Consider the following 22668-nt stretch of genomic DNA (forward strand, 5'->3'; position numbering starts at 1 on the left):
TGGCCTCACCGCTCCCTGAACGCCTCCACCTTCGCGCGATTCCCGCACGTGCGCATGTCGCACCAGCGTCGCCCGACGCCACGGCCGCGGTCGACGAAGAACCACGTACAGCGGCCGCACTGCCGCACGCGCGCGAAGTCGTCGCCGCGCAGCAGATGCTCGAAGCCGAGCGCGGCCGCGTCGACCCAGCGCGACGCGGCACGCGCATCGGGCCGCCACGCGAAACGGCCATCGACCGCGCCGAACGAACTGCGCCCGATCGCCTCGCGGATGGCCGCCGCGAGCCGGTCCACCGCTCGCGCGCCGCCACCGCCACCGCTCGTCAGATGCGCGAGGGCCGTGTATGCATCCTCGCGAAAATCATGCAGCGCGGCCAGTTCGTCCGCGCCGTCCTGCCGTGAATGACGCGTGAACCGTGCCAAGTCGTCCCGAGTCAGCAACCCCGACTTCGCCGCCCATGCGTACACGGCCGCCCAGTCGACGAGCTTGTCCGCGTCGCGCGTCTTGCCCGTGTCGGCCACCGTGTTGAGGAAGTCGAGCGCCGGATGGCCGCCAACGAAATCGGCCGCGTTCCAGGCGTGCGCCTGTCGCGAAGGCGCGTGTCGAGTAACCATTTATTTTCACCTATCGGTTTCATATCCGGATGAACAGGCGTAACCTGTTATCAACCTAAACAGGTTAGCACGGAGGAACCGATGCTCGATCTCGCCAATCGCTTCGTTTTCGACGGTCACCGGATCGCATGGGGCACGCTCGGCGAAGGGCCGCCGCTCGTGCTCGTGCACGGCACGCCGTTTTCATCGCAGGTGTGGCGCCGGATCGCGCCGTGGCTCGCGCGACGCCATCGCGTGTTCTTCTACGACCTGCTCGGCTACGGCCAGTCCGACATGCCCGACGCGGACGTCTCGCTCGGCCGGCAGAACGTGCTGTTCGGCGCACTGCTCGCCGAATGGAACATTTCGCGCCCGCGCGTGCTTGCGCACGATTACGGCGGCGCGACCGTGCTGCGCGCACACTTCCTCGATGGCATCGCGTATTCGGACCTGACGCTCGTGAACCCGGTCGCGATCGCGCCGCAAGGCTCGCCGTTCGTGCGGCATGTCGCGCAGCACGAAGCCGCGTTCACCGGGCTGCCGGCGTATGCGCACCATGCGCTCGTGTCGGCCTATATCGGCAATGCCGTCGCGCAACCGTTGAGCGACGACGTGCTGTCGATCTATCGCTCGCCATGGCTCACGCCGGCCGGCCAGGCGGCGTTCTATCGACAGATCGCGCAGATGCGCCAGCATTACATCGAGGAAGCGGAGGCACGCTATGCGCCGCCCGACTTTCCTGTGCGCATCGTGTGGGGCGAGGACGACGCGTGGATTCCGCTCGAGCAGGGGCAGGCCCTCGCCGATCGCATCGCCGGCGGCAAGCTGATCCGCGCGCCGCGTGCGGGCCACCTCGTTCAGGAAGATGCACCGGAAGCGATCGTCGCCGCCGTGCTCGACGGACACCTGCAGGATTGATCGCCCACGCAGCCACGTCGCGTGGCGCGTCGGAAGGCCGGCACGCCCTGCGCGAGTGTCGCAACGAACTTCGCGGGTCGCGCGGTCGCCGAACAGCTCGCGCGATGCACCGCCTCGACGACACGGCTATCCGCGACAAACGCCGCATCGTGCGCGGCCGGCGAACGAATGAGCCGGACGAATGACGCCCGCACCGACCACGAAGCCGGTGCGGGCACGGGCACGCTACGCGCCGCTTACCACGGCAGCGAATAGGTCTTCGTGTTCGTGAAGCTCTTCATCGCCTCCTGCACGCCCTCCTTGTAGCCGAGGCCCGAATCCTTCACGCCGCCGAACGGTGTCAGTTCGAGCCGGTAGCCCGGCACCTCGCGCACGTTCACGCTGCCGACCTCGAGCTCCGTGATGAAGCGCGTGATGTTGTCGAAGCGGTTCGTGCAGACCGACGACGACAACGCATAGTCGGTGCTGTTCGACATCCGGATCGCCTCGTCGATATCGCGAAAGCGCATGATCGGCGACACGGGCCCGAACGTCTCGTATTTCACGAGGGGCATGTCGGGCGTCACGCGATCGATGACCGTCGGCGAATACAGCGCGCCGTCGCGCACGTTGCCGACCAGGAGCCGCGCACCGCGCGCGATCGCGTCGTTTACCTGCTGCTCGCAGAACTTCGCGGCCGCTTCATCGATGACGGTGCCCATGTCGACCGACGGATCGGCCGGGTTCCCATAGACCCACGCGCGGGTTTTCTCGACGACCAGCTCGGTGAAGCGATCGGCCACCGCCTCGTGCACGAGCATGCGCTTGATCGCGGTGCAACGCTGCCCCGAGTTCTTGTACGAGCCCGATACGGCAAGCGTGCTTGCCTCGTCGAGATCGGCGTCTTCCATCACGATGATCGGATCGTTGCCGCCGAGTTCGAGCACCGCGCGCCGGTAGCCCATCCGCGACGCGATCGACTTGCCGATCGACACGCCGCCGGTGAACGTGATCAGGTCGATCGCCGGGTTCGTGATCAGTTCGTCCGCGATTTCCTTCGGGTCGCCGGTGATCACCTGCAGCATCTGCGGCGGCAGGCCGGCTTCGTACAGGATGTCCGCGAACAGGTAGCACGACAGCGGCACTTTCTCCGACGGTTTCACGACGATCCGGTTGTTGGTCGCAACCGACGGCACGACCTTGTGCGCGACCTGGTTCATCGGATGGTTGAATGGCGTGATCGCGGAGATCACGCCGAGCAGCGGCTCGCGCTGCGTGTACACGCGGCGCTTCTTGCCGTGCGGCGTCAGATCGCACGAGAAGATCTGCCCGTCGTCCTTCAGCACTTCGCCCGCGCCGAACGTGAGCACGTCGGCCACGCGCCCGGCTTCGTGCGTCGAATCCTTGAGGCACAACCCGGCCTCGGCCGTGATCAGCGCCGCGATCGCGGCAGTGCGCGCACGCACGATGTCGGCCGCGCGGCGCAGGATCGCCGCACGCTCGTGACGCGTGAGCGATGGCCGGTAGGCGCGCGCGACGGCGAATGCGCGTCGCACGTCGTCGAGCGTCGCCTTCGGCACGGTGCCGACGAGCGTTCCGTCGTACGGGTTGCGCACCTCGATCACCGCGTCGCGATGGATCCTTTCCCCATCGATTCGGAGTGCTTCACGATGAACCGTCCCGGCTTCCGTCGATGCTGCAATGGCGTTCATGATGTCTCCCTCGCGGATGCGTCCGCGTCACTGCAGATGGTTGAGCGCGATGTCGATGATGTCGAAGTTGCGCAGTCGCGCGCGGCCCGCGACGTCGGTCGCGACCGGCTTGCTGAAGATCAGCGGCACGATCTGCTCGGAGATGCCGCCGTGCGAGCGCAGCGGCACGTCGAGACCCGACAGGTCGTGCTTGATGCGGCGCGTGCCGAGCACGACGTCCTGCTTCGAAATCACGATCAGGTCGCCCATCCGCGCGGGCGGCAGCTCGAAGCGCGCGCAGCCTTCGGCGCCGGTCAGCACGACCTCGATGCCGTCCACCGCGGCGAGCCGCGCCCGCAGCGCATCGGCATCGGCGGAAGCCGGCACGTAGACGGTCGCGAACGAACCCAGCGCGCCGTGGTGCACGACGTACGGATCGGTGATCGGCAGGATCACGCGCGCGGCGTCGTGGCCGAGCCACTCGTCGAACAGCTCCTGCAGATAGATCACGTTCGGCTCGCCGGTCTCGCCGTCGTGCTTCGCGTTCATTCCGTGGTCGGCCGTGATCGCGACGATCGCGCCGAGCTCGTCGAGCCGCTTCAGGTACGCGTCCATCATTTGATAGAACGCATTCGCGCCGTCCGTGCCGGGCGCGCACTTGTGCTGCACGTAATCGGTCGTCGACAGATACATCAGGTCGATCGGGCGCGTTTCGAGCAGGCGCACGCCGGCCGCGAAAACGAATTCGGACAGGTCCGCGCTGTACACGCTCGGCACCGGCTTGCCGACGAGTTCGAGCACGTTGTCGATGCCGTTTTCCTCGAGGCTTGCCTCGTCGGCCTTCTCCGACGAGAAGCAGATGCCCTTGAGCCCCTTGCCGAGCAGGCGGCGCAGCTTGTCCTTTGCGGTGACGACCGCGACGCGCGCGCCTCGTTCGGCGAAGGTCGCGAGCACGGTGGGCGCGACGAGATACTTCGGATCGTTCATCAGCACCTCGGCGCCGGTGTCGCGATCGTAGAAATAGTTGCCGCTTATCCCGTGGATCGCCGGCGGCACGCCGGTGACAATCGACAGGTTGTTCGGGTTGGTGAAGCTCGGCACCACGCACTCGCCCTTGAGCGCCGTGCCCGGTTTCAGCAGCGTGCGCAGGAACGGCGCGACGCCGGCCTCGGCCGCCATCTCGAGATATTCGTAGGCGCAGCCGTCGACGCAGACCACCACCACGGGGCGGCTCATCCAGTTGTAGCGGCGGCCGTTCACTTCCACGGATACAGGCGTTTCACTCATGACGTTCAGTCCTTTCGGTTCGAAGGGGGTTGAGCTGTCGGCGCCCGCGCCGCGCCGAGGAGGTGTTTTCCATGCTTGACATTAAAATTGATGATTTGTAGATTGTCAACAACATGCAGAGAACAGAAAGCAAAACAACGTAGCAGCAAGAGGGCTGGTCTCCACTCATCCGCCGCTGTCGCGGCGCCACAGTCAAGGGGTCTGAAGATGAACGAAGTGCCGGTACACAAGCGTTTCAATGCATGGGCGACGGGCGCGGCGCGCGTTGCACTGGCCGCCGCGGTCGCGCTTGGCGCCGCGCAGGCCGCACACGCGAAGACGTCACTGCTCGTCTACACCGCGCTGGAAGACGAGGCGATGAAGCCCTACAAGGACGCCTTCGAGAAGGCGAACCCCGACATCGAGATCCGCTGGGTGCGTGACTCGACCGGCTCGGTTACCGCGAAGCTGCTCGCGGAAAAGAACAATCCTCGCGCGGACGTCGTGCTCGGCCTCGCCGCATCGAGCCTCACGCTGCTCGACCTGCAGGGGATGCTGATGCCGTATGCGCCGAAGGGTTTCGATCAGCTCACGCGCAAGTACAGCGACGCGAACACGCCGCCGCACTGGGTCGGCATGGACGTGTGGGGCGCGACGATCTGCTACAACCGCGTCGCCGCGCAGGCGAAGAACATCCCGAAGCCGACGTCGTGGGAAGACCTGACAAAACCGGTCTACAAAGGCGCGATCGTGATGCCGAGCCCGGTGTCGTCGGGTACCGGCTATCTCGACGTCACCGCGTGGCTGCAGACCTTCGGCGAGGATCGCGGCTGGAAATTCATGGATGCGCTCGACAAGAACGTCGCGCAGTATGTGCACTCGGGCTCGAAGCCGTGCACGCTCGCCGGCACCGGCGAATTCCCGATCGGCATCTCGTTCGAGTTCCGCGGCCACGAACTGCAGTCGCAGGGCGCGCCGATCGACCTGGTGTTCCCGAAGGAAGGGCTCGGCTGGGACATGGAAGGCACGGCGATCATGAAGACGACGAAGCAGCCGGACGCCGCGAAGAAGCTCGCCGATTTCATGGCGAGCAAGGAAGCGAACCAGATCACCGCGCGGTGGTGGGCGATCGTCGCGTACCCGGGCGTCGCACGCAAGCTGGCCGGCATTCCCGACAACTATGCGGACCTGCTCGTGAAGAACGACTTCGTGTGGTCCGCGAAGAACCGCCAGTCGATCCTCGAGACCTGGCAGAAGCGCTACGGGGCGAAGACGCAGCAATGATCCAGCGGTAACGCCGCAACCGGCAGCGGGGCCGCGCCACGCGTCGCCCCGCATCCCTTTCCATGGTCGTATCCGGCCCGCGTCCGGGCCGCCCGCAGCGTGGAGGCGTGCATGGCACCCTATCTGAGCGTAGAACGCATCGAAAAGCGGTACAACGACACACAGGTTCTCACCGACATCAACCTGAGCGTGATGAAGGGCGAGATGATCTGCTTCCTGGGGCCGTCCGGCTGCGGGAAAACCACGCTGCTGCGGATCATCGCGGGGCTCGAGGCGCAAAGCGCCGGCCACATCATGCAGGACGGCCGCGACATCTCGCGGCTGCCGCCGCAACTGCGCGACTACGGGATCGTGTTCCAGTCGTACGCGCTGTTTCCGAACCTCACCGTCTACGACAACGTCGCGTACGGTCTCGTGAATCGCAAGATGAAGCGCGATGCGATCCACGAACGCGTGCATACGCTGCTCGCGCTGGTCGGCCTGCCCGACAGCCATCGCAAGCATCCGGGCCAGCTGTCCGGCGGCCAGCAGCAGCGCATCGCGCTGGCGCGCGCACTGGCGAGCTCGCCCGGCCTGCTGCTGCTCGACGAGCCGCTGTCGGCGCTCGATGCGCGCGTGCGCGTGCGGTTGCGCCAGGAAATCCGCGCACTGCAGCAACGGCTCGGCGTGACGACGATCATGGTTACCCACGACCAGGAAGAAGCATTGTCGATGGCCGACCGGATCGTCGTGATGAACCACGGCGTCATCGAGCAGATCGGCACGCCGCTCGAAATCTACCGGCAGCCGGCGTCGCCGTTCGTCGCGGACTTCATCGGCCGCGTCAACACGATCCCCGCCGAAGTCGCTCGGGACGGCACGCTGCGCGCGGGCGGCATCGGCCTCGACTGCCGCCACGGCACGGCGCAAGGCGCGGCCGTGTCGGTCTACGTGCGGCCCGAGGATCTGCGCATCCGCGTTCCGGGCGAAAACGCCGACAACGTGCTGGCCGGCCGCGTCGAGAAGCTCGAGTTCCTCGGCGCATTTTGCCGAGTGAGTTTCCGCATCGACGGGCTCGACGGCCACGAGATCGTCGCCGACCTGTCGTATCACGACGTCGACCGCACCGGCGTGCAAGCCGGCGCGCGCATCGATCTCGCGCTCGATCGCGAGCATGTCCGCGTGTTCCCGTGCGCGAAGGAGCGACTGCAATGAGCACCGTCCTCACCGAACGCCGCCGCGGCGCGGCTGCTCCCGCCGACGTGCGGCAGCTCACGCACTGGCACGATCGCATCGCGCAGCTCGCGCTCGTCGCGATGGCCGCGCTGATGTCGCTGTTCCTGCTGCTGCCGCTCGCGCTCGTCGTGCAGAAATGCTTCGTCGACGCGGACGGCCGTTTCGTCGGCACGCACAACTTCGTCAAGTATCTCGAGGACAGCGGCGTGCTGCGCTCGATGCTCCATTCGCTGACGGTCGGCGCGCTCGTCACGGCGATCGTCGTGCCGATGGCGTTCACGTTCGCGTATGCGCTGACGCGCTCGTGCATGCCGCTGAAGAGCGCCGCGCGCACGATCGCGCTGCTGCCTTTGCTTGCGCCGACGCTGCTGTCCGCCGTGTCGTTCATCTACTGGTTCGGCAACGCGGGGCTGCTCAAGCCGCTGCTGCATGGCCACTCGATCTACGGGCTGCCGGGCATCGTGCTGAGCATGGTGTATGCATCGTTTCCGCACGTGCTGATGATCCTCGTCACTGCGCTGTCGCTGGCGGACGGCCGGCTCTACGAGGCCGCCGACGCGATGGGCACGAGCCGCACGCGCAAGTTCTTCACGATCACGCTGCCCGGCGCCAAGTACGGGCTGATCAGCGCGACCATGGTGGCGTTCACGATGTGCATCAACGACTTCGGCGTGCCGGTGGTGATCGGCGGTTCGTACAACGTACTGTCGACCGACATCTACAAGCTGATCATCGGGTTGCAGGATTTCAACCGCAGCGCGGTCGTCAGCCTGATGCTGCTGTGCCCCGCGCTGGTTGCATTCGGCGTCGACTTCTTCATCCGCCGCCGCCAGCAGTCGCAGCTCGGCGCGCGCTCGACGCCGTATCAGCCGAAGCCGTCGCGCGGCTTCGACGCCGCGATGCTCGCGTACTGCGCGCTCGTGTGCGCATTCTTCATCGCGGTGGTCGGCATCTCGGTGTTCGCGTCGTTCGTGAAGTTCTGGCCGTACCAGATGAGCGTCGGGCTGCAGCATTACCGGATGGGCCTGATCGCGGCCGGCATCTTCGATGCGTACAAGAACAGCCTGCGGATGGCCGCGACCGTCGCGCTCGGCGGCACGATCGTCGTGTTCGGCGGCGCCTACCTGATCGAAAAGACGCGCGGCGCGCGCTGGCTGCGCGGCTTCATCAGCCTGTGCGCGATCCTGCCGATGGGCGTGCCCGGCCTCGTGCTCGGCATCAGCTACATCTTCCTGTTCAACGCGCCCGGCAATCCGTTGAACGGCTTGTACGGGTCGCTGTGGCTGCTCGCGATCGTTACGGTCGTCCACTACTACGCGTCGAGTCACCTGACCGCCGTCACCGCGCTGCGGCAGATCGACAGCGAGTTCGAGGCCGTGTCGGCGTCGCTGAAGGTGCCGTTCTACAAGACCTTCCTGCGTGTGACCGTGCCTGTATGCATGCCAGCGATCCTGCTGATCGCGCGTTACCTGTTCGTCAACGGGATGACGACGGTTTCCGCCGTCGCGTTCCTGTACTCGCCGGACACGCAGCCCGCCTCCGTCGCGATCCTGAACCTCGACGACGCGGGCCAGATGGGCCCCGCCGCCGCGATGGCGACGCTCGTGCTCGCGACCTCGTCGTTCGCCTGCGTGCTGTTCGCGTGCATCTCGCATCGCCTGTTGCGTCGCACGCAGGCGTGGCGCACCCCGCATCGCCGCTGATTCCTTCGCCGCACTCACGTGACGTTCCGACTTCACCAAGGAGACACCATGACGCTCGCCACCCAGCCCATCCTGCTCACCCCCGGCCCCCTGACGACCTCGGACCGCACGCGCGACGCGATGCTGCGCGACTGGGGCTCGTGGGACAGCGATTTCAACGCGATCACCGCGCGGCTGCGCGAACGGTTGCTGCAGATCGTGCACGGCGAAGGCACGCACGAATGCGTGCCGCTGCAGGGCAGCGGCACGTTCTCGGTCGAGGCGGCGATCGGCACGCTCGTGCCGCGCGACGGCCACGTGCTCGTGCCGAACAACGGCGCGTACTGCCAGCGCATCGCGAAGATCTGCCGCGTACTCGGCCGCACGCTCACGACGATCGATTACAGCGAGGATCGCCGTGTCGACCCGGCCGACGTCGAGCGCGCGCTCGCCGCCGATCCGACCATCACGCACGTCGCGCTCGTCCACTGTGAAACCGGCGCCGGCGTGCTGAACCCGCTGCACGACATCGCGCAGGTGGTCGCGAAACACGGCCGCGGGCTGATCGTCGACGCGATGAGTTCGTTCGGCGCGATCGACATCGACGCGCGCACGACGCCGTTCGACGCGGTGATCGCGGCGTCGGGCAAGTGTCTCGAAGGCGTGCCGGGGCTCGGCTTCGTGATCGCGAAGCGCACGGCGCTCGAACGCTGCGAAGGCAACAGCCACTCGCTCGCGATGGACCTGTACGACCAGTGGGTCTACATGCAGCGCACGACGCAATGGCGCTTCACGCCGCCGACACACGTGGTCGCGGCACTCGACGCGGCCGTCGCACAGTACGTCGACGAAGGCGGGCTCGCCGCTCGCGGCGGCCGCTACCAGCGCAACTGCCGCGCGCTGGTCGACGGGATGCGCGCGCTCGGCTTCCGGCCGTTCCTCGATCCGGCGATCCAGGCGCCGATCATCGTCACGTTCCATGCGCCGGACGATCCGAACTACGACTTCAAGCGGTTTTATCAGGAGGTCAAAAAGCGTGGCTACATTCTGTATCCGGGCAAGCTGACGGAAGTCGACACGTTCCGCGTCGGCTGCATCGGCCACTTCGGCGAAGCCGGCATTCCCGGCGCGGTCGCCGCGATCGCCGACACGCTGAAGGCAATGGGCGTGCGCCGCATGTCCGCCGAAGCGGCGGCCTGACGCGATGCCCCCGCCGCCCGGCGACATGCATCGCCGGGCGGCGGCTTCGTCATGTTTCCCGCCGTGCGCGGCACGGCGACTACCCTTACCGGCACCACATCCGATGCGACCCTTCTGGATCGAACAAGCACTGTTCAACGACGGCGATCTCGCCCCCGCGCTGCAGGGCGCGACGCAGGCCGACGTGTGTATCGTCGGCGGCGGCTTCACCGGGCTCTGGACGGCGATCCAGGCGAAGCAGCAGAACGCGGCGCTCGACATCGCGATACTCGAGGCCGACCTGTGCGGCGCCGGCGCAAGCGGGCGCAACGGCGGATGCCTGCTCACGTGGTCCGCGAAATTCCTGACACTGCGCCGCCTGTTCGGCGAAGCGGAGGCGATCCGGCTCGTGAAGGCATCGGAGGCGGCCGTTCAGCACATCGCCGACTTCTGCCGCACGCATCGCATCGATGCGGAGCTGCGGCTCGACGGCACGCTGTACACCGCGACGTCGCGCGCGCAGGTCGGCACGCTCGCGCCGGTGCTCGATGCGCTCGCCGCGTGCGGCATCCACAGCTACGAGCCGCTGCCGGCCGCCGAAGTCGCGCGCCGCTCGGGCTCCGCACGCAATCTCGACGGCGTGTACTCGCCGATCGCCGCGACCGTTCATCCGGGCAAGCTCGTGCGCGGGCTGCGCCGCGTCGCGCTCGACATGGGGATCCGGATCTACGAGCGCACGCCGCTGGTCGACTTCACGCCCGGGCAGCCGGCCGTCGTGCGCACGCCGTCCGGCAGCGTGCGTGCGGGCAAGCTGGTGTTCGCGATCAACGCGTGGATGGCGAGCCGCTTCCCGCAGTTCGAACGCACGATCGCGGTCGTGTCGAGCGACATGGTCATCACCGAGAAATGCCCGGAGCTGCTCGAGCGGACCGGCCTCGTGGACGGTGTGTCGGTGCTCGATTCGCGGATCTTCGTGTACTACTACCGCACGACCGCCGACGGGCGGCTGATGCTCGGCAAGGGCGGCAACACGTTCTCGTGGCGCAGCCGCATCGCGCCGGTGTTCGACCGGCGCTCGCCGTACGAGGCGCAGCTCACGCAGAGCCTGCGCGAATTCTTCCCGTCGCTCGCGGGCGTGCCGGTCACCGCAAGCTGGAACGGCCCGTCGGACCGGTCGGTGACGGGCTTCCCGTTCTTCGGCCGCCTCGACGATGCGCCGAACGTGTTCTACGGGTTCGGCTATTCGGGCAACGGCGTCGGGCCGACCTACATGGGCGGGCAGATCCTGTCGTCGCTGGTGCTCGGCCTCGACAACGCGTGGACACGCAGCCCGATCGTGCGCGGCCCGCTCGGCCACTTCCCGCCGGAGCCGATCCGCTATGTGGGCGCGCACGTCGTGCGCAATGCGATCCGCCGCAAGGAGCGCGCGGAAGACGAGAACCGACTGCCAGCGAGGATCGACACGTGGCTCGCGAAATTCGCGAGCGCGGCGGGCAAGGCCGACAAGGCGTAACGATGCGATGACGTGACGCGAAATGTAAAAGGGACGCCGCGAAGCGTCCCTTTTGCCGTTCGTGCGACTGCCGGTGCAGCCGCGTCACGCGCGCGCGGCTTTCTCGCGCGCCGCCTTGCCCGCCGCGGGCAGCCCCTGCTCGTGCGTGCGGCGCATCCGTGCAAGGCCGTGGGCGACGTGCTCGCGCACCAGTGCGACCGCCTTCTCCTCGTCGCCGCTCGCGAGCGCCTGCACGATCTTGTCGTGCTCGGCCGCCGACACCGCGATCGCGTCCTCCTCGGCCTCGATCGCGGCCTGGCGCAGCAGGCCGAGCTGACGCACGAGCCGGCGATAGGTGTCCGTGAGATGCGTATTGCCGACACCGACCACCATCGCATCGTGGAACTGCACGTTCAGCTCGGTGTAGCGCGTGACATCGTGCGTCTTCGCCGCATCCTTCATCGACTGGATGATGCCTTTCAGCACCTTCAGCGTGTCGGGCGAAATGCGTTTCGCGAGCGCGCGCGCAACCGACTCGTCGAGCATCGCGCGCACTTCGTAGATTTCCTCGGCCTCGCGCAGCGGCACGACGCGCACCGTCACGCCTCGGTTCTTCTCGTTGCGCAGCAGCCCGGCCTGCTCGAGCGCGCGAAACGCCTCGCGCACCGGGCCGCGCGACACGTTCAGCTTCGTCGCGATATCGACTTCGTTGAGTTTCTCGCCCGGCGCGTATTCGCCGGACACGATCGCGCGCTCGAGCATGTCCTGGACAATCATCGCGAGCGACTGGCTTTGCAGGAGTTCGATGGCGTTGAGCGCGTTCGGGGCAGTCATGGTCGGGCAGGCAGCGAAGCTGCGGATGAGAACGAGGGCGCCATGTCGGCGAATGATCGTTGTATACCCTCGGCCCGATATATTGTCAACAGTTTTCAGTTTCCAAAAACCGCTATCGCAGACCGGCAGGCCGCCGCGCGCGGCATCGCGCGGCCGGCGCGAGCACGCCGGACCGCACGACGCGGGCCTGTCGTCAGGCCGTCTGCTTGACCGGCCCCGGATCGCTCTGGCTCGGCCGGCCCGTCTCGACGTGGCCCGCGAAGCGGCGCACGACCTTGTCGTCGCCTCCGTGCAGCGTCGTCGCGGTGATCGTCAGATCGTACCAGCCGTGGCTCGACGACAGCTCGAAGTGATCCTCGATGCGCTCGCCCGGCTCCAGCGTGTAGGTGCGCGCGTGCGCGTGGCTGTATGCGTTGTCGACCACCACGCGACATGCCGCACGGCCGCTGTTGCGCAGTTGCAGGTACACGTGGCGATTGCGCACGTCGTAGCCGATCTTCGCTTCCGGGTTCGCGTGGCGGCCGTCCGCGGCGAGCCGCGTGTTGCCCTGGAATTCGCACAGATAGCCGTTCGGGCCATACGCGGCGAGATGGTAGTCGCCGCGCGCGGCGGACGTGCTCCAGGTATCGGCGAAGCGGTCGTGCGACGACACCGCGTAGCGGCGCGGCGGCGTCGCAGGATTGCGGCGGTCGTACACGTAGAACGCGGCGCCCGCGTCGCCCGAGTTCGCGAAGTCGAGCGACACGCTGTCGTCACGGCCGTTCACGCGCGCATGCACGAACAGTTCGTACGGCAGCGCGCGCGCCGGACGCGTGCCCGGCTCCTGCGCCGGCATCGTCTGCTGCGCCGGCACCTGGTATGCCTGGCCGGCGGTGGCGATGTGCTGCGGCACCGTGAAGCTCACCGTGCGCGTATCGGGCCGCGCGGAGAAGTCGAATGCCGACGTGAGGTCGCCGCAGATGGACCGGCGCCACGCGCTGATGTTCGGCTCCTGCACGCCGAAGCGCGCTTCGAGGAAACGCAGCACCGACGTGTGGTCGAACGTCTCCGAGCAGACCCAGCCGCCCTTCGTCCACGGCGAGATGATGATCAGCGGCACGCGCGGCCCGAGGCCGATCGGCTGAATGCCGCCCGGGTCCGCGCCCGGCACCAGCGGGCTCATCTCGCCCGGGTACTTGCTCAGGTCGAGGAGTTCGTCGCCGAGGTTCGACAGCAGGTTCGACGACACGATGCCCTGGCCGCCCACGCCGCTCGTGACCGGCGGCACCGGCGGCACGACGTGGTCGAACAGCCCGTCGTTCTCGTCGTAGTTGAGGATGAACACCGTCTTCGCCCATACCTCGGGGTTCGACGTCAGCGCCTCGAGCACCATGTTGATGTAGAACGCGCCGTCGGTCGGCGACGCCTGCGGGTGCTCGCTGTACTTGTACGGCGCGACGATCCACGACACCTGCGGCAGCCGGTTCGCCTGCACGTCGGCCTTCAGCTCGGCGAGCGTGTGGTCCGACGCGCCCTTGTCGACCAGCGGTCCGCTCGCACCCTCCTTCACCTGGAACTTCTTGAAGAACATCAGCGAGTTGTCGGTGTAGTTGTCGGTCGGGTCGCCCGGGATGCCGGTGCCGCCCTGGTACACCTTCCAGCTGATCTTCGCGTTCTCGAGACGTTCCGCGTAGGTCGTCCACGTGTAGCCGTTCGTGTCGTTGCGCTCGCCGATGCCGGGGCCGTTCGGCTGCGTGCCGTACACGTTGCGCGAGTCGACCGTGCCGGTCCACAGGTAGATGCGGTTCGGCGCCGTGTCGGCGTGCGCGGAGCAGAAGTACGAATCGCAGATCGTGAATGCGTCGGCCAGTGCATAGTGGTACGTAAGATCCTGACGCTTCAGGTAGCCCATCGTCAGCACGTCCTGCTTCTGGTTCACCCACTGGTCCCACTGGCCGTTGTTCCATGCGAGGTGGCCGCTGCTCCAGCCATGGTTGGTGCCCGGCTGGAATTCGGTCGTCTGCTTCGGGTCGAGGTAGAACGGCAGCACGTACGGCGCGGCCGGGTCGAGCCCGCGCGAATGGTAGTTCTTCGTGAACACCGACGCCGGCGGCTGCTGCCACACCGGCGCACCGCTCGGCAGCAGGTGCGGGCGCGGGTCGTTGAAGCCGCGCACGCCGCGCAGCCCGCCGAAGTAGTGGTCGAACGAGCGGTTTTCCTGCATGAAGATCACGACGTGTTCGACGTCGCGGATCGTGCCGGTGCGATAGGCGGCCGGCATGGCCAGTGCCTTGCGGATCGCGGGCGGAAAGCCGGCGTAGGCGGCCATCGCGCCCGCCGACTGGGCGGCGAGGCGCAGGAAATCGCGTCGATTGGTGGCGGACATGAAGAAGATCCTGTGGGTCGGGATGGATGGCGCCGGTCGAGCGGGGCCGGCGGTCGGTGCGTTGCCGTTATTACTCCGCACCGGCGTGTCCCGGCCATGACCGGTTCCAGCAGGTTTCTTGCGCTCACCCCCAGCTTTTTTTCGAAGCGGCGCCCGGCGCGCCTTTCATCCGGCCGACACATGCCTGCGCTACGCTGACGCGCGATGAAGAGGGGGGAGAAGCCGAGCCGTGTTCGATCAGCTGAAGGCGTTCCATGCGACCGTCCGGCAGGGCAGCATCACGCGCGCCGCGCGCCATCTGGGCGTGAGCCAGCCGACGATCGCCGCGCAGATCCGGCAGGTCGAGCAGCTTTACGGCGTCGAGCTGTTCTATCGCAGCGGCCGCAAGCTCGAGGTCACCGAGACCGGCATCGAGCTGCTGCCGCTCGTCGAAAAGATGATCGCGCTCGAGGCGCAGGCCGACATCATGCTGCGCAACGTCGGCGGCCTGTTCGAAGGACACCTGCGGATCGGCGCGACGGGGCCGTACTACATCATGGACGCGGTCGGCCGCTTCTCGCATGCGCACCCGTCGATCGCACTCACGTGCCGGATCGGCAATTCCGAGGAAATCCTGCAGGCGCTGCAGGAATTCCGCATCGACCTCGCTGTGTCGTCGCAGCGCAATGACGCGGACGGCCTCGAACGCAAGGTGATCTCCACCGATCCGCTCGTACTCGTCGTGCATCGCGACCATCCGCTCGCGCGCTTCGACGCGATCGACGCCGCGCAGCTCGCCAACGTGCGATTGCTGATTCGCGAGGAAGGGTCCGTCACGCGCCGCTGCACGGAGACGATCCTCGCGGCCGCAGGCGTGGCGGCCACGTCGGTCGCCGAGATCGGCAGCCGCGAAGCGATCCGCGAAGCGATCCTGCATGGCGTGGGCGGCAGCCTGTTTCCGCGCGGCGAGGCCGAGCGCCATCCGGACCTGCGCGTCGTCACGCTGCGCGGAGTCGACACGACGATCGACGAATACGTGTACTACCTGAAGGCGCGCCGCCAGAGCCCCGCGATCGATGCGTTCCTCGCGTGCATCCTGCCGGCGCAGACCGCGACGCACGATCGCGCACACGCGGCGCGGCCGGCGAACGCATGCTGAGCCGCCGCGCGCTCACCAGATTCGCGCCTTCCACCGCATACCGCTGCATATTCCGGGCGCTTTTCCCGCGCCATCCCTCGTTGTTTCCCTCGTGCCTTCCTTCTTGCTTCCCGCCGTGCGTTACTTCGGCAGCGCCGGAATCATCCACGTGAACACGTGCTGCTGCAGGAACACGAGCACGCCGAGCAGCAGCGTGAGGATCACGCTGTGCCAGAAGGTGCGCGCGAACACGACGCCTTCCTGCCCCTTCAGATCGGTCGTCGACACACCCGTGGCGATGTTCTGCGGCGAGATCATCTTGCCCATCACGCCGCCCGACGAGTTGGTCGCGGCCATCAGCACCGGGTCGAAGCCGAGCTGCCGCGCCGCGACGACCTGCAGGTTGCCGAACAGCGCATTGCCGGACGTGTCGCTGCCGGACAGGAACACCGCGATCCAGCCGAGCGACGCCGACACGAGCGGGAACAGCGCGCCGGTCGACGCGACGCCGGTGCCGAGCGTGTAGCTGATGCCCGAATAGTTCAGCAGGTACGCGAGCCCGACGATCATCATCACCGTTACGATCGCGATCCACGTCTGCCGCCAGGTCTTGACCACGCATTCGAAGAACGCGCCGACGCCGGTGCGCGTGAGCACGGCCGTGATGATCGCCGACAGGAGGATCGCGGTGCCGGTGCCGAGCGGCTGGAAGTCCCAGATCGCCGCATACGGCTTGTGATACAGCGACACGAACACCGTGTTGTGCAGGCCCGGCCACTTGATCTTCACGTCGCCGATCGCCGCGACGTTCGCGTGCACCCAGACGATCACGACCACCGACACCACGATCCACGGCAGCCAGCCGCCGAAGCCCGCGCGCGCGGCGCCGGTCGCGGCGGGCACGCTGCACACGAGCGCGTACTGCGGATCGGGCTGCGGCTTCCACACCTGCAGGAAGCCGATCGTGACGATCAGCGAGGTGAGCGACGACAGCACGTCGGTGAGCTGGTAGCCGAGGAAGTTCGACGTGACGAACTGCGCGATCGCGAAGCTGCCGCCCGACACGAGCAGCGCGGGCCACAGCTTCGAGATCGAGCGCAGGCCGCCGTACGCGCCGACCACATAGAACGGCAGCAGCAGTGCGAAGAACGGCAGTTGCCGGCCGACCATCGCGCCGAGCGTCGCGGGCGGCAGCGACGTGACCGCGCCGAGCACGGTGATCGGCACGCCGAGCGCGCCGAACGCGACCGGTGCGGTGTTGAACAGCAGCGTGTAGGTGAGTGCTTCGAGCGCGGGGAAGCCGAGTGCGATCAAGAGCGCGCTGGTGATCGCGACCGGCGTGCCGAACCCGGAGATCCCTTCGAGCAGACAGCCGAACGAGAACGCGACGACGAGCAGCACGAGGCGGCGGTCGTCGGGCAGGTTGTCGAGCATCCACTGCCGGAACTGGTCGAAGCGGCCCGATTTCACCGCGATGTTGTACAGCAGCAGCGCGTTGAACACGATCCACATCACCGGCACGACCGCGAGCGCCATGCCGGCGCCGACCGCGTTGAACGCAAGGCCGGCCGGCATGCCCCACGCGCCGATCGCGACCGCGAGGCCGGCGACGAGTCCGGCGAGCGACGCCTGCCACGCGGGCCGGCGCAGCACGCCGAGCGCGATCAGCGCGACCGCGATCGGGATCACGGCGACGAGGAACGACAGGAACAGCGAGTTGGCGACGGGCGTCAACGGCTGTGCGAACAGGATGCCGGGCGGCAGGGCTGCGGTTGGATTCATCGTGTCTCCGTTGTCGGCGGGAGTTAGCGCTTTAACGATTACTCCCGTCCCATGCTTCGCGGTCGATCGGAGTTTGCGCTTCAGCGCTTGCTCCGGTCCTATTCTTCGCGTTCGACCGGAGCTGGCACTTCAGCGCTTGCCCCGGTCCCATGCTTCGCGTTTCGATCGGGGTTGGCACTTCAGCGCTTGCGCACACCTCGATCCCGTTCAAACGTCCGTTCCACGGCCGCAACGATCCTCCGACGCTTGCGCATGCAACCATGCCGCAGCGCCGACCGATCGGTCGCTTAAAAGAGGTTAGGAGGCCCATCGCGCTTCCACAAGGAGGGCAAGCCCGATGCGCGCGGTGTCGATACACGACATCCGCCGCGCGCTGAACGATCGCTGGCGCCCCGCTGACGCGTGCGCCAGCAAACCGCCGCGCAATGTTGCTCAACCGGCAAAGGTGACTGACGGGACGCAGGGTGTTTCGTTTGGTATCCGAAGCCTAGACTCGCTGCATCGATTCCGCCCGCGCCGACGAACGCGCGGCTCCGGAACCCTCACGGAGCAAATACGATGAAGACCATGAAACTTGCGGCGTACGCGTTGGTGCTGATCGGCTCGGCAGTCGCCGCCCAGGCTCAGGCCGAGTCGACGCTGACGCGCGCGCAAGTTCGCCAGGAACTCGCGGAACTGCAAGCCGCCGGCTATCGACCGAGTCTCGCCAGCGGCCCCGACTTTCCGCAAAACATGCAGGCAATCATGCAGCGCGCCGCGCAGGCGCGCGGCGACGCGGCCGGCCACGGCAGCGACGGTCACGCGAATGTGGAATCAGGAAAGCCGGCGCTGCCGCCGGTGATCGATCGCGACACATACGCGCATCACTGAAGCGGCCGAAGCCGGGCTGGCCCGCGACCGCTCGACCACGAAGCCCACAGCCGGCCTGCCCGCCGCGCGGCGCGCAGCGGGTGGCGGCCGTCAAACGCTGAAGCGGTTCAGCGTATAGGCGCGATAGGCCGCGACGAACGCGTCGAACGATCCGGCCTCCTTCGCTTCCAGTTCGGCCTGCTCGGCCAGCGACTTCGCCGCGAGCGCCTGCTCGGCGCGCATCGTCTCCGCCGACGGCGGGTTCGCGCGGAAATGCGCTGCGTGCGCTTCGCTATGCGCGCGCGCGAACGCGAGGAACGACTGCCCGTTCTCGCGCATTGTGCGCAGCACACGCGCCGACGGCGTGCGTTCCGGATCGGCGAGCTTCTCGCGCTGCGCGGCGATCGCACGCGCATGGTCGCCGCCGCCGCGGATCTCGTCGAGGCGGCGCCCGACGGTCTCGATATCGGCCATCAGGTCGTCCGCCCACGCCTGCAGCGTGACAGGCTGGCCATCGCGCACGAGCGTCAGCCCGGGCTTGCGCCCTTCCATCGTCACGCTGGCGAAGTTCGCATTCGCTTCCTTGTATGCGTCGCAGTCAAGCGCCGGGCTGTCGTCGAGCGCGCATGCGAGCAGGAACGCGTCGATGAAGCGTGCGGTCTCCAGCGCGATGCCGGTCGGCTCGAACGGATCGATGTCGAGGCAGCGCACTTCGATGTACTGCACGCCGCGCGACGCGAGCGCATGCAGCGGCCGCTCGCCCGAATAGGTGACGCGCTTCGGCCGGATCGTCGAGTAGAACTCGTTCTCGATCTGCAGCACGTTCGTGTTGATCTGGATCCACTCGCCGTCGCGATGCGTGCCGATCGCCTCGTACGGCGGATACGGCTCGCTCACGGCCTTCGACAGCGCGTCCAGATAGCCGGGCAGCGTGTTGTAGTCGACTTGCAGCGCGGCCTGCGCGGTCGTGTTCGAGTAACCGAGGTCGCTCATCCGCAGGCTCGTCGCGTACGGCCGGTACAGCGTATCGGCATCGAACGCGTCGAGCTTGTGCGGCTTGCCGCGCAAGAATTTCACGTCGAGCGCGGGCGAAGCGCCGAACAGGTACATCAAGAGCCAGCTGCGGCGGCGGAAATTGCGGATCTGCGCGAGATAGCGCTCCGACTGGTAGTCAACGAGCGTGGCCGTCGAGCCCTCTTCCGCATGCAGCCGCCGCCACACTTCCTCGTGCAGCGAGTAGTTGTAGTGGATGCCGGCGATGCACTGCATCGTGCGGCCGTAGCGATACGCGAGCCCGCGGCGGTACACCGTCTTCAGACGGCCGATGTTCGACGTGCCGTAGTCGGCGATCGGAATTTCATCGTCGGCCGGCAGCAGGCCCGGCATCGAATCGTTCCACAGCATCTCGTCGCCAAGCGACGCATACACGTAGCGGTGCAGATCGTCGAGGCGTTCGAGCGTGATCGACGCGTCGCTTTCCGCCGGCGTGATCAGCTCGATCAGCGCTTCGGAATAGTCGGTCGTCAATGACGGATGCGTGAGCGCCGAACCGAGCGCGCGCGGATGCGGCGTGAACGCGATCATCCCGTCGCGCGTCACGCGCAGGCTTTCCTTTTCGATGCCGCGCAGGCCGTCGGGCAGATGCTGCCGCGTCGGACCCGAGCTCAGCGCTTCGAGACGATTCAGCAGCAGTTCGGACTGGCGGTGAGTCATGGTGTTCGACATGGAGACGCAAGTGCGTGACGGCCGCGCGCGGAATGCCGCGCGCGGCCGGCTGGATTATTGGTCGCTTCGTTGGTAGCGGGCACTTTAACATCTCGCCGTAACACGCGCTTGAGGTGGCGCCGGGCGGTGCGCGCCGGCCGCGACGGCCGTCTGGCGGGCCGATGGCCACGCACGCCGCCGCGCGGCCGACCGTCCTCGGCACCGGCGAACGCAGCGATCACGCGACATTCGTCGGAAGGAACGTGAGCGACGAGCACGGCGCCGTCAGGGGCGAGCCACGCAACCACACCCGCGATGCATCGTCGTCAACGTCGCCCCGACCGTATCCAGGAGACGGCAAACACCGGAGCAGCGGGTTGATCACCGTCAAACGCCGCAACCATGAGGATCACCGACCGATCCCGGCTGCCGGCGCAGCGTCCTTTGCGGGTTGCATCGCGGCCCAGCCCGGTCGCACCGCCCGGCTGGCCGCGGCGACCGTCATCCGCCGCGCGCGCCGCCGGCGCGGTCCGCCACGTCGTTCCACAGATGAAGCGCCGCATACGCGCGCCACGGCCGCCAGCCTTCGGTCCGGCTTTTCTGGCTCGCGAGCCGGTCGAGCGACGGATCGCGCGCGGTGATCGATTGCATCAGCACCAGATCGGACGCCGGCCACGCGTCCGGGTCGCGCCACGCGCGCATCGCGATGTATTCGACGGTCCACGGGCCGATACCGGGCAGCTCGAGCCACGCGCGGCGCAGCGTCGCGAGATCGGCCTGCGCGGGATCGAGCGGCACGTGGCCGGCCGCCACCGCGCGCGCCATGCCCGTCAGCGCCGCGGCCCGCTTGCCGGGCATCCCGATCTTGTCCAGATCGCATGCGGCGAGCGCGTCCGGTGTCGGAAAACGCCACGCGGGGGCGCCGTCCTGCGCCGCCACGCCGTCGTCGTTCACGACGCGCTCGCCGGCCCGCTGGACGAGCCGGCCGACGATCGTCGTTGCCGCCTTCACGCTCACCTGCTGGCCGACGATCGCGCGCACCGCAAGCTCGAACCCCGACCAGGCGCCCGGCACGCGCAGCCCCGGCGCGGCCTCGACGAGCGGCGCGAACCACGGGTCGCGCGCGAGCCCGCCGCCGATCACGGCCGGGTCGGCGCCGAGGTCGAACATCGATGCGACACGGTGCGTGAACGCGTCGTCGACATGGCGCGCGGCCGCCCCTTCGAGCGTCGCGATCAGGCAATGCCGGCGCGGATGCTTCGTGACCGTGAGCGTGCCCGCGTCGCCGTTCAGATCGACGATCCGGCGATACACGCCGTCGACGGCCTGTTCGACACCTGGAATCGCGCGTCCGCTGAAGAAGCGCAGCACGCGCGCCCAGTCGTACGGCGCTTTGAAGCGCAGCGCCATCTGCGCAGACGGCGGCACGTGGCCGCCGTTCGCGATCGAAGTGATCGTGGTTTTATCGATGCTCAAACTGCGCTGCCCTCCGCAACGGCTTCGGATTCATCGTCGCGCGCATGGCGCGCCTCGGACGCGAGCAGCGTCGCCTTGCGGCGCACGCCCCAGCGATATCCGGCGAGCGCGCCTCCCTTCTGCACGACACGGTGGCACGGGATCGCGAGCGCAACCGGGTTCGATGCGCAGGCCGACGCGACGGCCCGCACCGCGCGCGGCGCGCCCAGCGCCTCGGCGATCTCCGAGTAGCTGCGCGTCTCGCCGTACGGGATATGCGTCAGCGCTTCCCATACGCGCTGCTGGAACGCGGTCGGCGCGATGTCGAGCGGCAGGTCGAACGCGTGCCGCGTGCCGTCCAGATACGCGCGGATCTGCGCGACGAACGGCGCGAGCCGCGACGGCGATTCGACCAGTTCGGCACGTGCAAATGCGTCCTTCAGTTCGCCGACGAGCGGCGCCGGTTCGTCACCGAACGCGATCCGGCAGATGCCCTGTTCGGTCGCGGCGACGAGCACCGTGCCGAGCGGCGTCGACGCGGTCGCATAATCGATTCGCAGGCCAGCGCCCTGACGACGGAACGCGGACGGCGCCATCCCCAGCTCGCGCGGCACCGATGCGTAGAGCCGCGACGGCGAATTGAACCCCGCGTCGACGGCCGCCTGCGTGACGGGTTGCCCGCTTTGCAACGCCTCGCGTAACGCGGCGCCGCGCTGCGCGGCCTGATACTGCCGCGGCGACACGCCGACCACGCGCTTGAACAGCCGCTGCAGGTGGAACGGGCTCACGTGCACCGCGTCGCTCAGCTGCTGCAGCGTGAGCCGTTCCGGATGCGCGTCGAGCACCGCGCACGCGCGGTTGACGATCTCGAGCCCGCGCGGCAACCCTTCCGGCTGGCAGCGCTTGCATGGGCGGAACCCCGCCGCGCGTGCGGCGGCCGGATCAGGAAAGAAGGACACGTGCTCGCGCCGCGGCAGCCGCGACGCGCAGCTCGGGCGGCAGAACACGCCGGTCGTGCGCACGGCGTAGAAGAACGCGCCGTCCGCATGCGGATCGCGGGCGGTCACGGCGCCCCAGCGGGCATCGTCGGTCTGATAGGCGGTTTTCATCTGAACCTCGCACTCTCCAGTGTAGATGGTGCCTACTCTAGACATCGGCATCGGCCGTCGCGCCCTGAATCTTGCTCTGTGATTCGCGCCGGCGAAACCAGCAACACAAATCGGGGACACAATCGGTGCACATCGAAACCGTTCAATCAGACGA

General features: G+C 67.7%; 17 protein-coding genes. 8 read left to right on the forward strand and 9 right to left on the reverse strand.

What is annotated here, in order from left to right:
* Nucleotides 1-5: 5 nt before the first annotated feature.
* Nucleotides 6-614, reverse strand: a complete 609-nt coding sequence (locus WI26_RS15215) for a CGNR zinc finger domain-containing protein (protein WP_069226301.1) — start codon at nucleotides 612-614, stop codon at nucleotides 6-8.
* 81 nt (nucleotides 615-695) lie between these two features.
* Here WI26_RS15215 and WI26_RS15220 point away from each other — a divergent pair, with 81 nt between their 5' ends.
* A complete protein-coding gene (locus WI26_RS15220) occupies nucleotides 696-1511 on the forward strand; it encodes an alpha/beta fold hydrolase (protein WP_069226302.1) in 816 nt (271 codons plus the stop codon).
* Nucleotides 1512-1747: 236 nt separating this feature from the next.
* Here the strand turns inward: WI26_RS15220 and phnY are convergent, their stop codons facing one another.
* A complete protein-coding gene (phnY, locus tag WI26_RS15230; protein WP_069226303.1) occupies nucleotides 1748-3202 on the reverse strand; it encodes a phosphonoacetaldehyde dehydrogenase in 1455 nt (484 codons plus the stop codon).
* Between the two features lie 27 nt (nucleotides 3203-3229).
* Entirely contained in the window at nucleotides 3230-4468 is a 1239-nt protein-coding gene (gene phnA / locus WI26_RS15235) for a phosphonoacetate hydrolase (RefSeq protein WP_059468655.1), read from the reverse strand.
* Nucleotides 4469-4675: 207 nt separating this feature from the next.
* Between phnA and WI26_RS15240 the strand changes: the two genes are divergently transcribed.
* From WI26_RS15240 to WI26_RS15260, 5 genes are all read left to right on the forward strand, one after another.
* The gene (locus WI26_RS15240; RefSeq protein WP_059468656.1) at nucleotides 4676-5731 is read left to right on the forward strand and encodes a putative 2-aminoethylphosphonate ABC transporter substrate-binding protein; all 1056 of its coding nucleotides are present in this window, start codon (nucleotides 4676-4678) and stop codon (nucleotides 5729-5731) included.
* Nucleotides 5732-5842: 111 nt separating this feature from the next.
* Nucleotides 5843-6925 (forward strand): putative 2-aminoethylphosphonate ABC transporter ATP-binding protein, encoded by a 1083-nt coding sequence (locus tag WI26_RS15245; protein WP_059468657.1) that lies wholly within the window; start codon nucleotides 5843-5845, stop codon nucleotides 6923-6925.
* Nucleotides 6922-8649, forward strand: a complete 1728-nt coding sequence (locus WI26_RS15250; protein ID WP_069226304.1) for a putative 2-aminoethylphosphonate ABC transporter permease subunit — start codon at nucleotides 6922-6924, stop codon at nucleotides 8647-8649. Before WI26_RS15245 ends, WI26_RS15250 begins: the two co-directional genes overlap by 4 nt.
* Nucleotides 8650-8697: 48 nt before the next feature.
* On the forward strand, nucleotides 8698-9828 hold the full coding sequence (locus WI26_RS15255) for a 2-aminoethylphosphonate--pyruvate transaminase (protein WP_069226305.1): 1131 nt from the start codon (nucleotides 8698-8700) through the stop codon (nucleotides 9826-9828).
* Nucleotides 9829-9931: 103 nt separating this feature from the next.
* Nucleotides 9932-11320 (forward strand): FAD-dependent oxidoreductase, encoded by a 1389-nt coding sequence (locus WI26_RS15260; protein WP_069226306.1) that lies wholly within the window; start codon nucleotides 9932-9934, stop codon nucleotides 11318-11320.
* An 84-nt stretch (nucleotides 11321-11404) separates the two neighbouring features.
* Here WI26_RS15260 and WI26_RS15265 read toward each other — a convergent pair whose 3' ends face one another.
* Nucleotides 11405-12133 (reverse strand): phosphonate utilization associated transcriptional regulator, encoded by a 729-nt coding sequence (locus tag WI26_RS15265; RefSeq protein ID WP_059468661.1) that lies wholly within the window; start codon nucleotides 12131-12133, stop codon nucleotides 11405-11407.
* A 193-nt stretch (nucleotides 12134-12326) separates the two neighbouring features.
* Nucleotides 12327-14498, reverse strand: coding sequence for a phosphocholine-specific phospholipase C (locus tag WI26_RS15270; protein WP_069226307.1), 2172 nt, complete (start codon nucleotides 14496-14498; stop codon nucleotides 12327-12329).
* Nucleotides 14499-14727: 229 nt separating this feature from the next.
* Here WI26_RS15270 and WI26_RS15275 point away from each other — a divergent pair, with 229 nt between their 5' ends.
* On the forward strand, nucleotides 14728-15636 hold the full coding sequence (locus WI26_RS15275; protein ID WP_069226308.1) for a LysR family transcriptional regulator: 909 nt from the start codon (nucleotides 14728-14730) through the stop codon (nucleotides 15634-15636).
* A gap of 120 nt (nucleotides 15637-15756) precedes the next feature.
* On the opposite strand, the gene WI26_RS15280 is transcribed toward WI26_RS15275, so the two are convergent.
* A complete protein-coding gene (locus WI26_RS15280) occupies nucleotides 15757-17397 on the reverse strand; it encodes an L-lactate permease (RefSeq protein WP_069226309.1) in 1641 nt (546 codons plus the stop codon).
* A 558-nt stretch (nucleotides 17398-17955) separates the two neighbouring features.
* Here WI26_RS15280 and WI26_RS15285 point away from each other — a divergent pair.
* Nucleotides 17956-18267, forward strand: a complete 312-nt coding sequence (locus tag WI26_RS15285) for a DUF4148 domain-containing protein (RefSeq protein WP_059593508.1) — start codon at nucleotides 17956-17958, stop codon at nucleotides 18265-18267.
* A 90-nt stretch (nucleotides 18268-18357) separates the two neighbouring features.
* On the opposite strand, the gene gshA is transcribed toward WI26_RS15285, so the two are convergent.
* The 3 genes from gshA to ada form a co-directional block, all read right to left on the reverse strand.
* Nucleotides 18358-19971, reverse strand: coding sequence for a glutamate--cysteine ligase (gene gshA, locus WI26_RS15290; RefSeq protein WP_069226310.1), 1614 nt, complete (start codon nucleotides 19969-19971; stop codon nucleotides 18358-18360).
* Between the two features lie 480 nt (nucleotides 19972-20451).
* Nucleotides 20452-21426: a DNA-3-methyladenine glycosylase family protein gene (locus WI26_RS15295; RefSeq protein ID WP_069226311.1), complete on the reverse strand. Its 975-nt coding sequence runs from the start codon at nucleotides 21424-21426 to the stop codon at nucleotides 20452-20454.
* Entirely contained in the window at nucleotides 21423-22514 is a 1092-nt protein-coding gene (gene ada / locus WI26_RS15300; RefSeq protein WP_069226312.1) for a bifunctional DNA-binding transcriptional regulator/O6-methylguanine-DNA methyltransferase Ada, read from the reverse strand. Before ada ends, WI26_RS15295 begins: the two co-directional genes overlap by 4 nt.
* Nucleotides 22515-22668 lie beyond the last annotated feature (154 nt).

It is taken from the genome of Burkholderia diffusa (assembly GCF_001718315.1).
Lineage (GTDB): Bacteria > Pseudomonadota > Gammaproteobacteria > Burkholderiales > Burkholderiaceae > Burkholderia > Burkholderia diffusa_B.

Bases quoted from the DNA above. Each gene is read 5' to 3' on its own strand.
- phnY (WP_069226303.1), bottom strand. From the start codon at position 3,202: ATGAACGCCATTGCAGCATCGACGGAAGCCGGGACGGTTCATCGTGAA.
- WI26_RS15250 (WP_069226304.1), top strand. From the start codon at position 6,922: ATGAGCACCGTCCTCACCGAACGCCGCCGCGGCGCGGCTGCTCCCGCC.
- WI26_RS15265 (WP_059468661.1), bottom strand. From the start codon at position 12,133: ATGACTGCCCCGAACGCGCTCAACGCCATCGAACTCCTGCAAAGCCAG.
- WI26_RS15215 (WP_069226301.1), bottom strand. From the start codon at position 614: ATGGTTACTCGACACGCGCCTTCGCGACAGGCGCACGCCTGGAACGCG.
- WI26_RS15255 (WP_069226305.1), top strand. From the start codon at position 8,698: ATGACGCTCGCCACCCAGCCCATCCTGCTCACCCCCGGCCCCCTGACG.
- WI26_RS15285 (WP_059593508.1), top strand. From the start codon at position 17,956: ATGAAGACCATGAAACTTGCGGCGTACGCGTTGGTGCTGATCGGCTCG.
- phnA (WP_059468655.1), bottom strand. From the start codon at position 4,468: ATGAGTGAAACGCCTGTATCCGTGGAAGTGAACGGCCGCCGCTACAAC.
- WI26_RS15220 (WP_069226302.1), top strand. From the start codon at position 696: ATGCTCGATCTCGCCAATCGCTTCGTTTTCGACGGTCACCGGATCGCA.
- WI26_RS15280 (WP_069226309.1), bottom strand. From the start codon at position 17,397: ATGAATCCAACCGCAGCCCTGCCGCCCGGCATCCTGTTCGCACAGCCG.
- WI26_RS15245 (WP_059468657.1), top strand. From the start codon at position 5,843: ATGGCACCCTATCTGAGCGTAGAACGCATCGAAAAGCGGTACAACGAC.
- ada (WP_069226312.1), bottom strand. From the start codon at position 22,514: ATGAAAACCGCCTATCAGACCGACGATGCCCGCTGGGGCGCCGTGACC.
- WI26_RS15260 (WP_069226306.1), top strand. From the start codon at position 9,932: ATGCGACCCTTCTGGATCGAACAAGCACTGTTCAACGACGGCGATCTC.
- WI26_RS15240 (WP_059468656.1), top strand. From the start codon at position 4,676: ATGAACGAAGTGCCGGTACACAAGCGTTTCAATGCATGGGCGACGGGC.
- WI26_RS15270 (WP_069226307.1), bottom strand. From the start codon at position 14,498: ATGTCCGCCACCAATCGACGCGATTTCCTGCGCCTCGCCGCCCAGTCG.
- gshA (WP_069226310.1), bottom strand. From the start codon at position 19,971: ATGTCGAACACCATGACTCACCGCCAGTCCGAACTGCTGCTGAATCGT.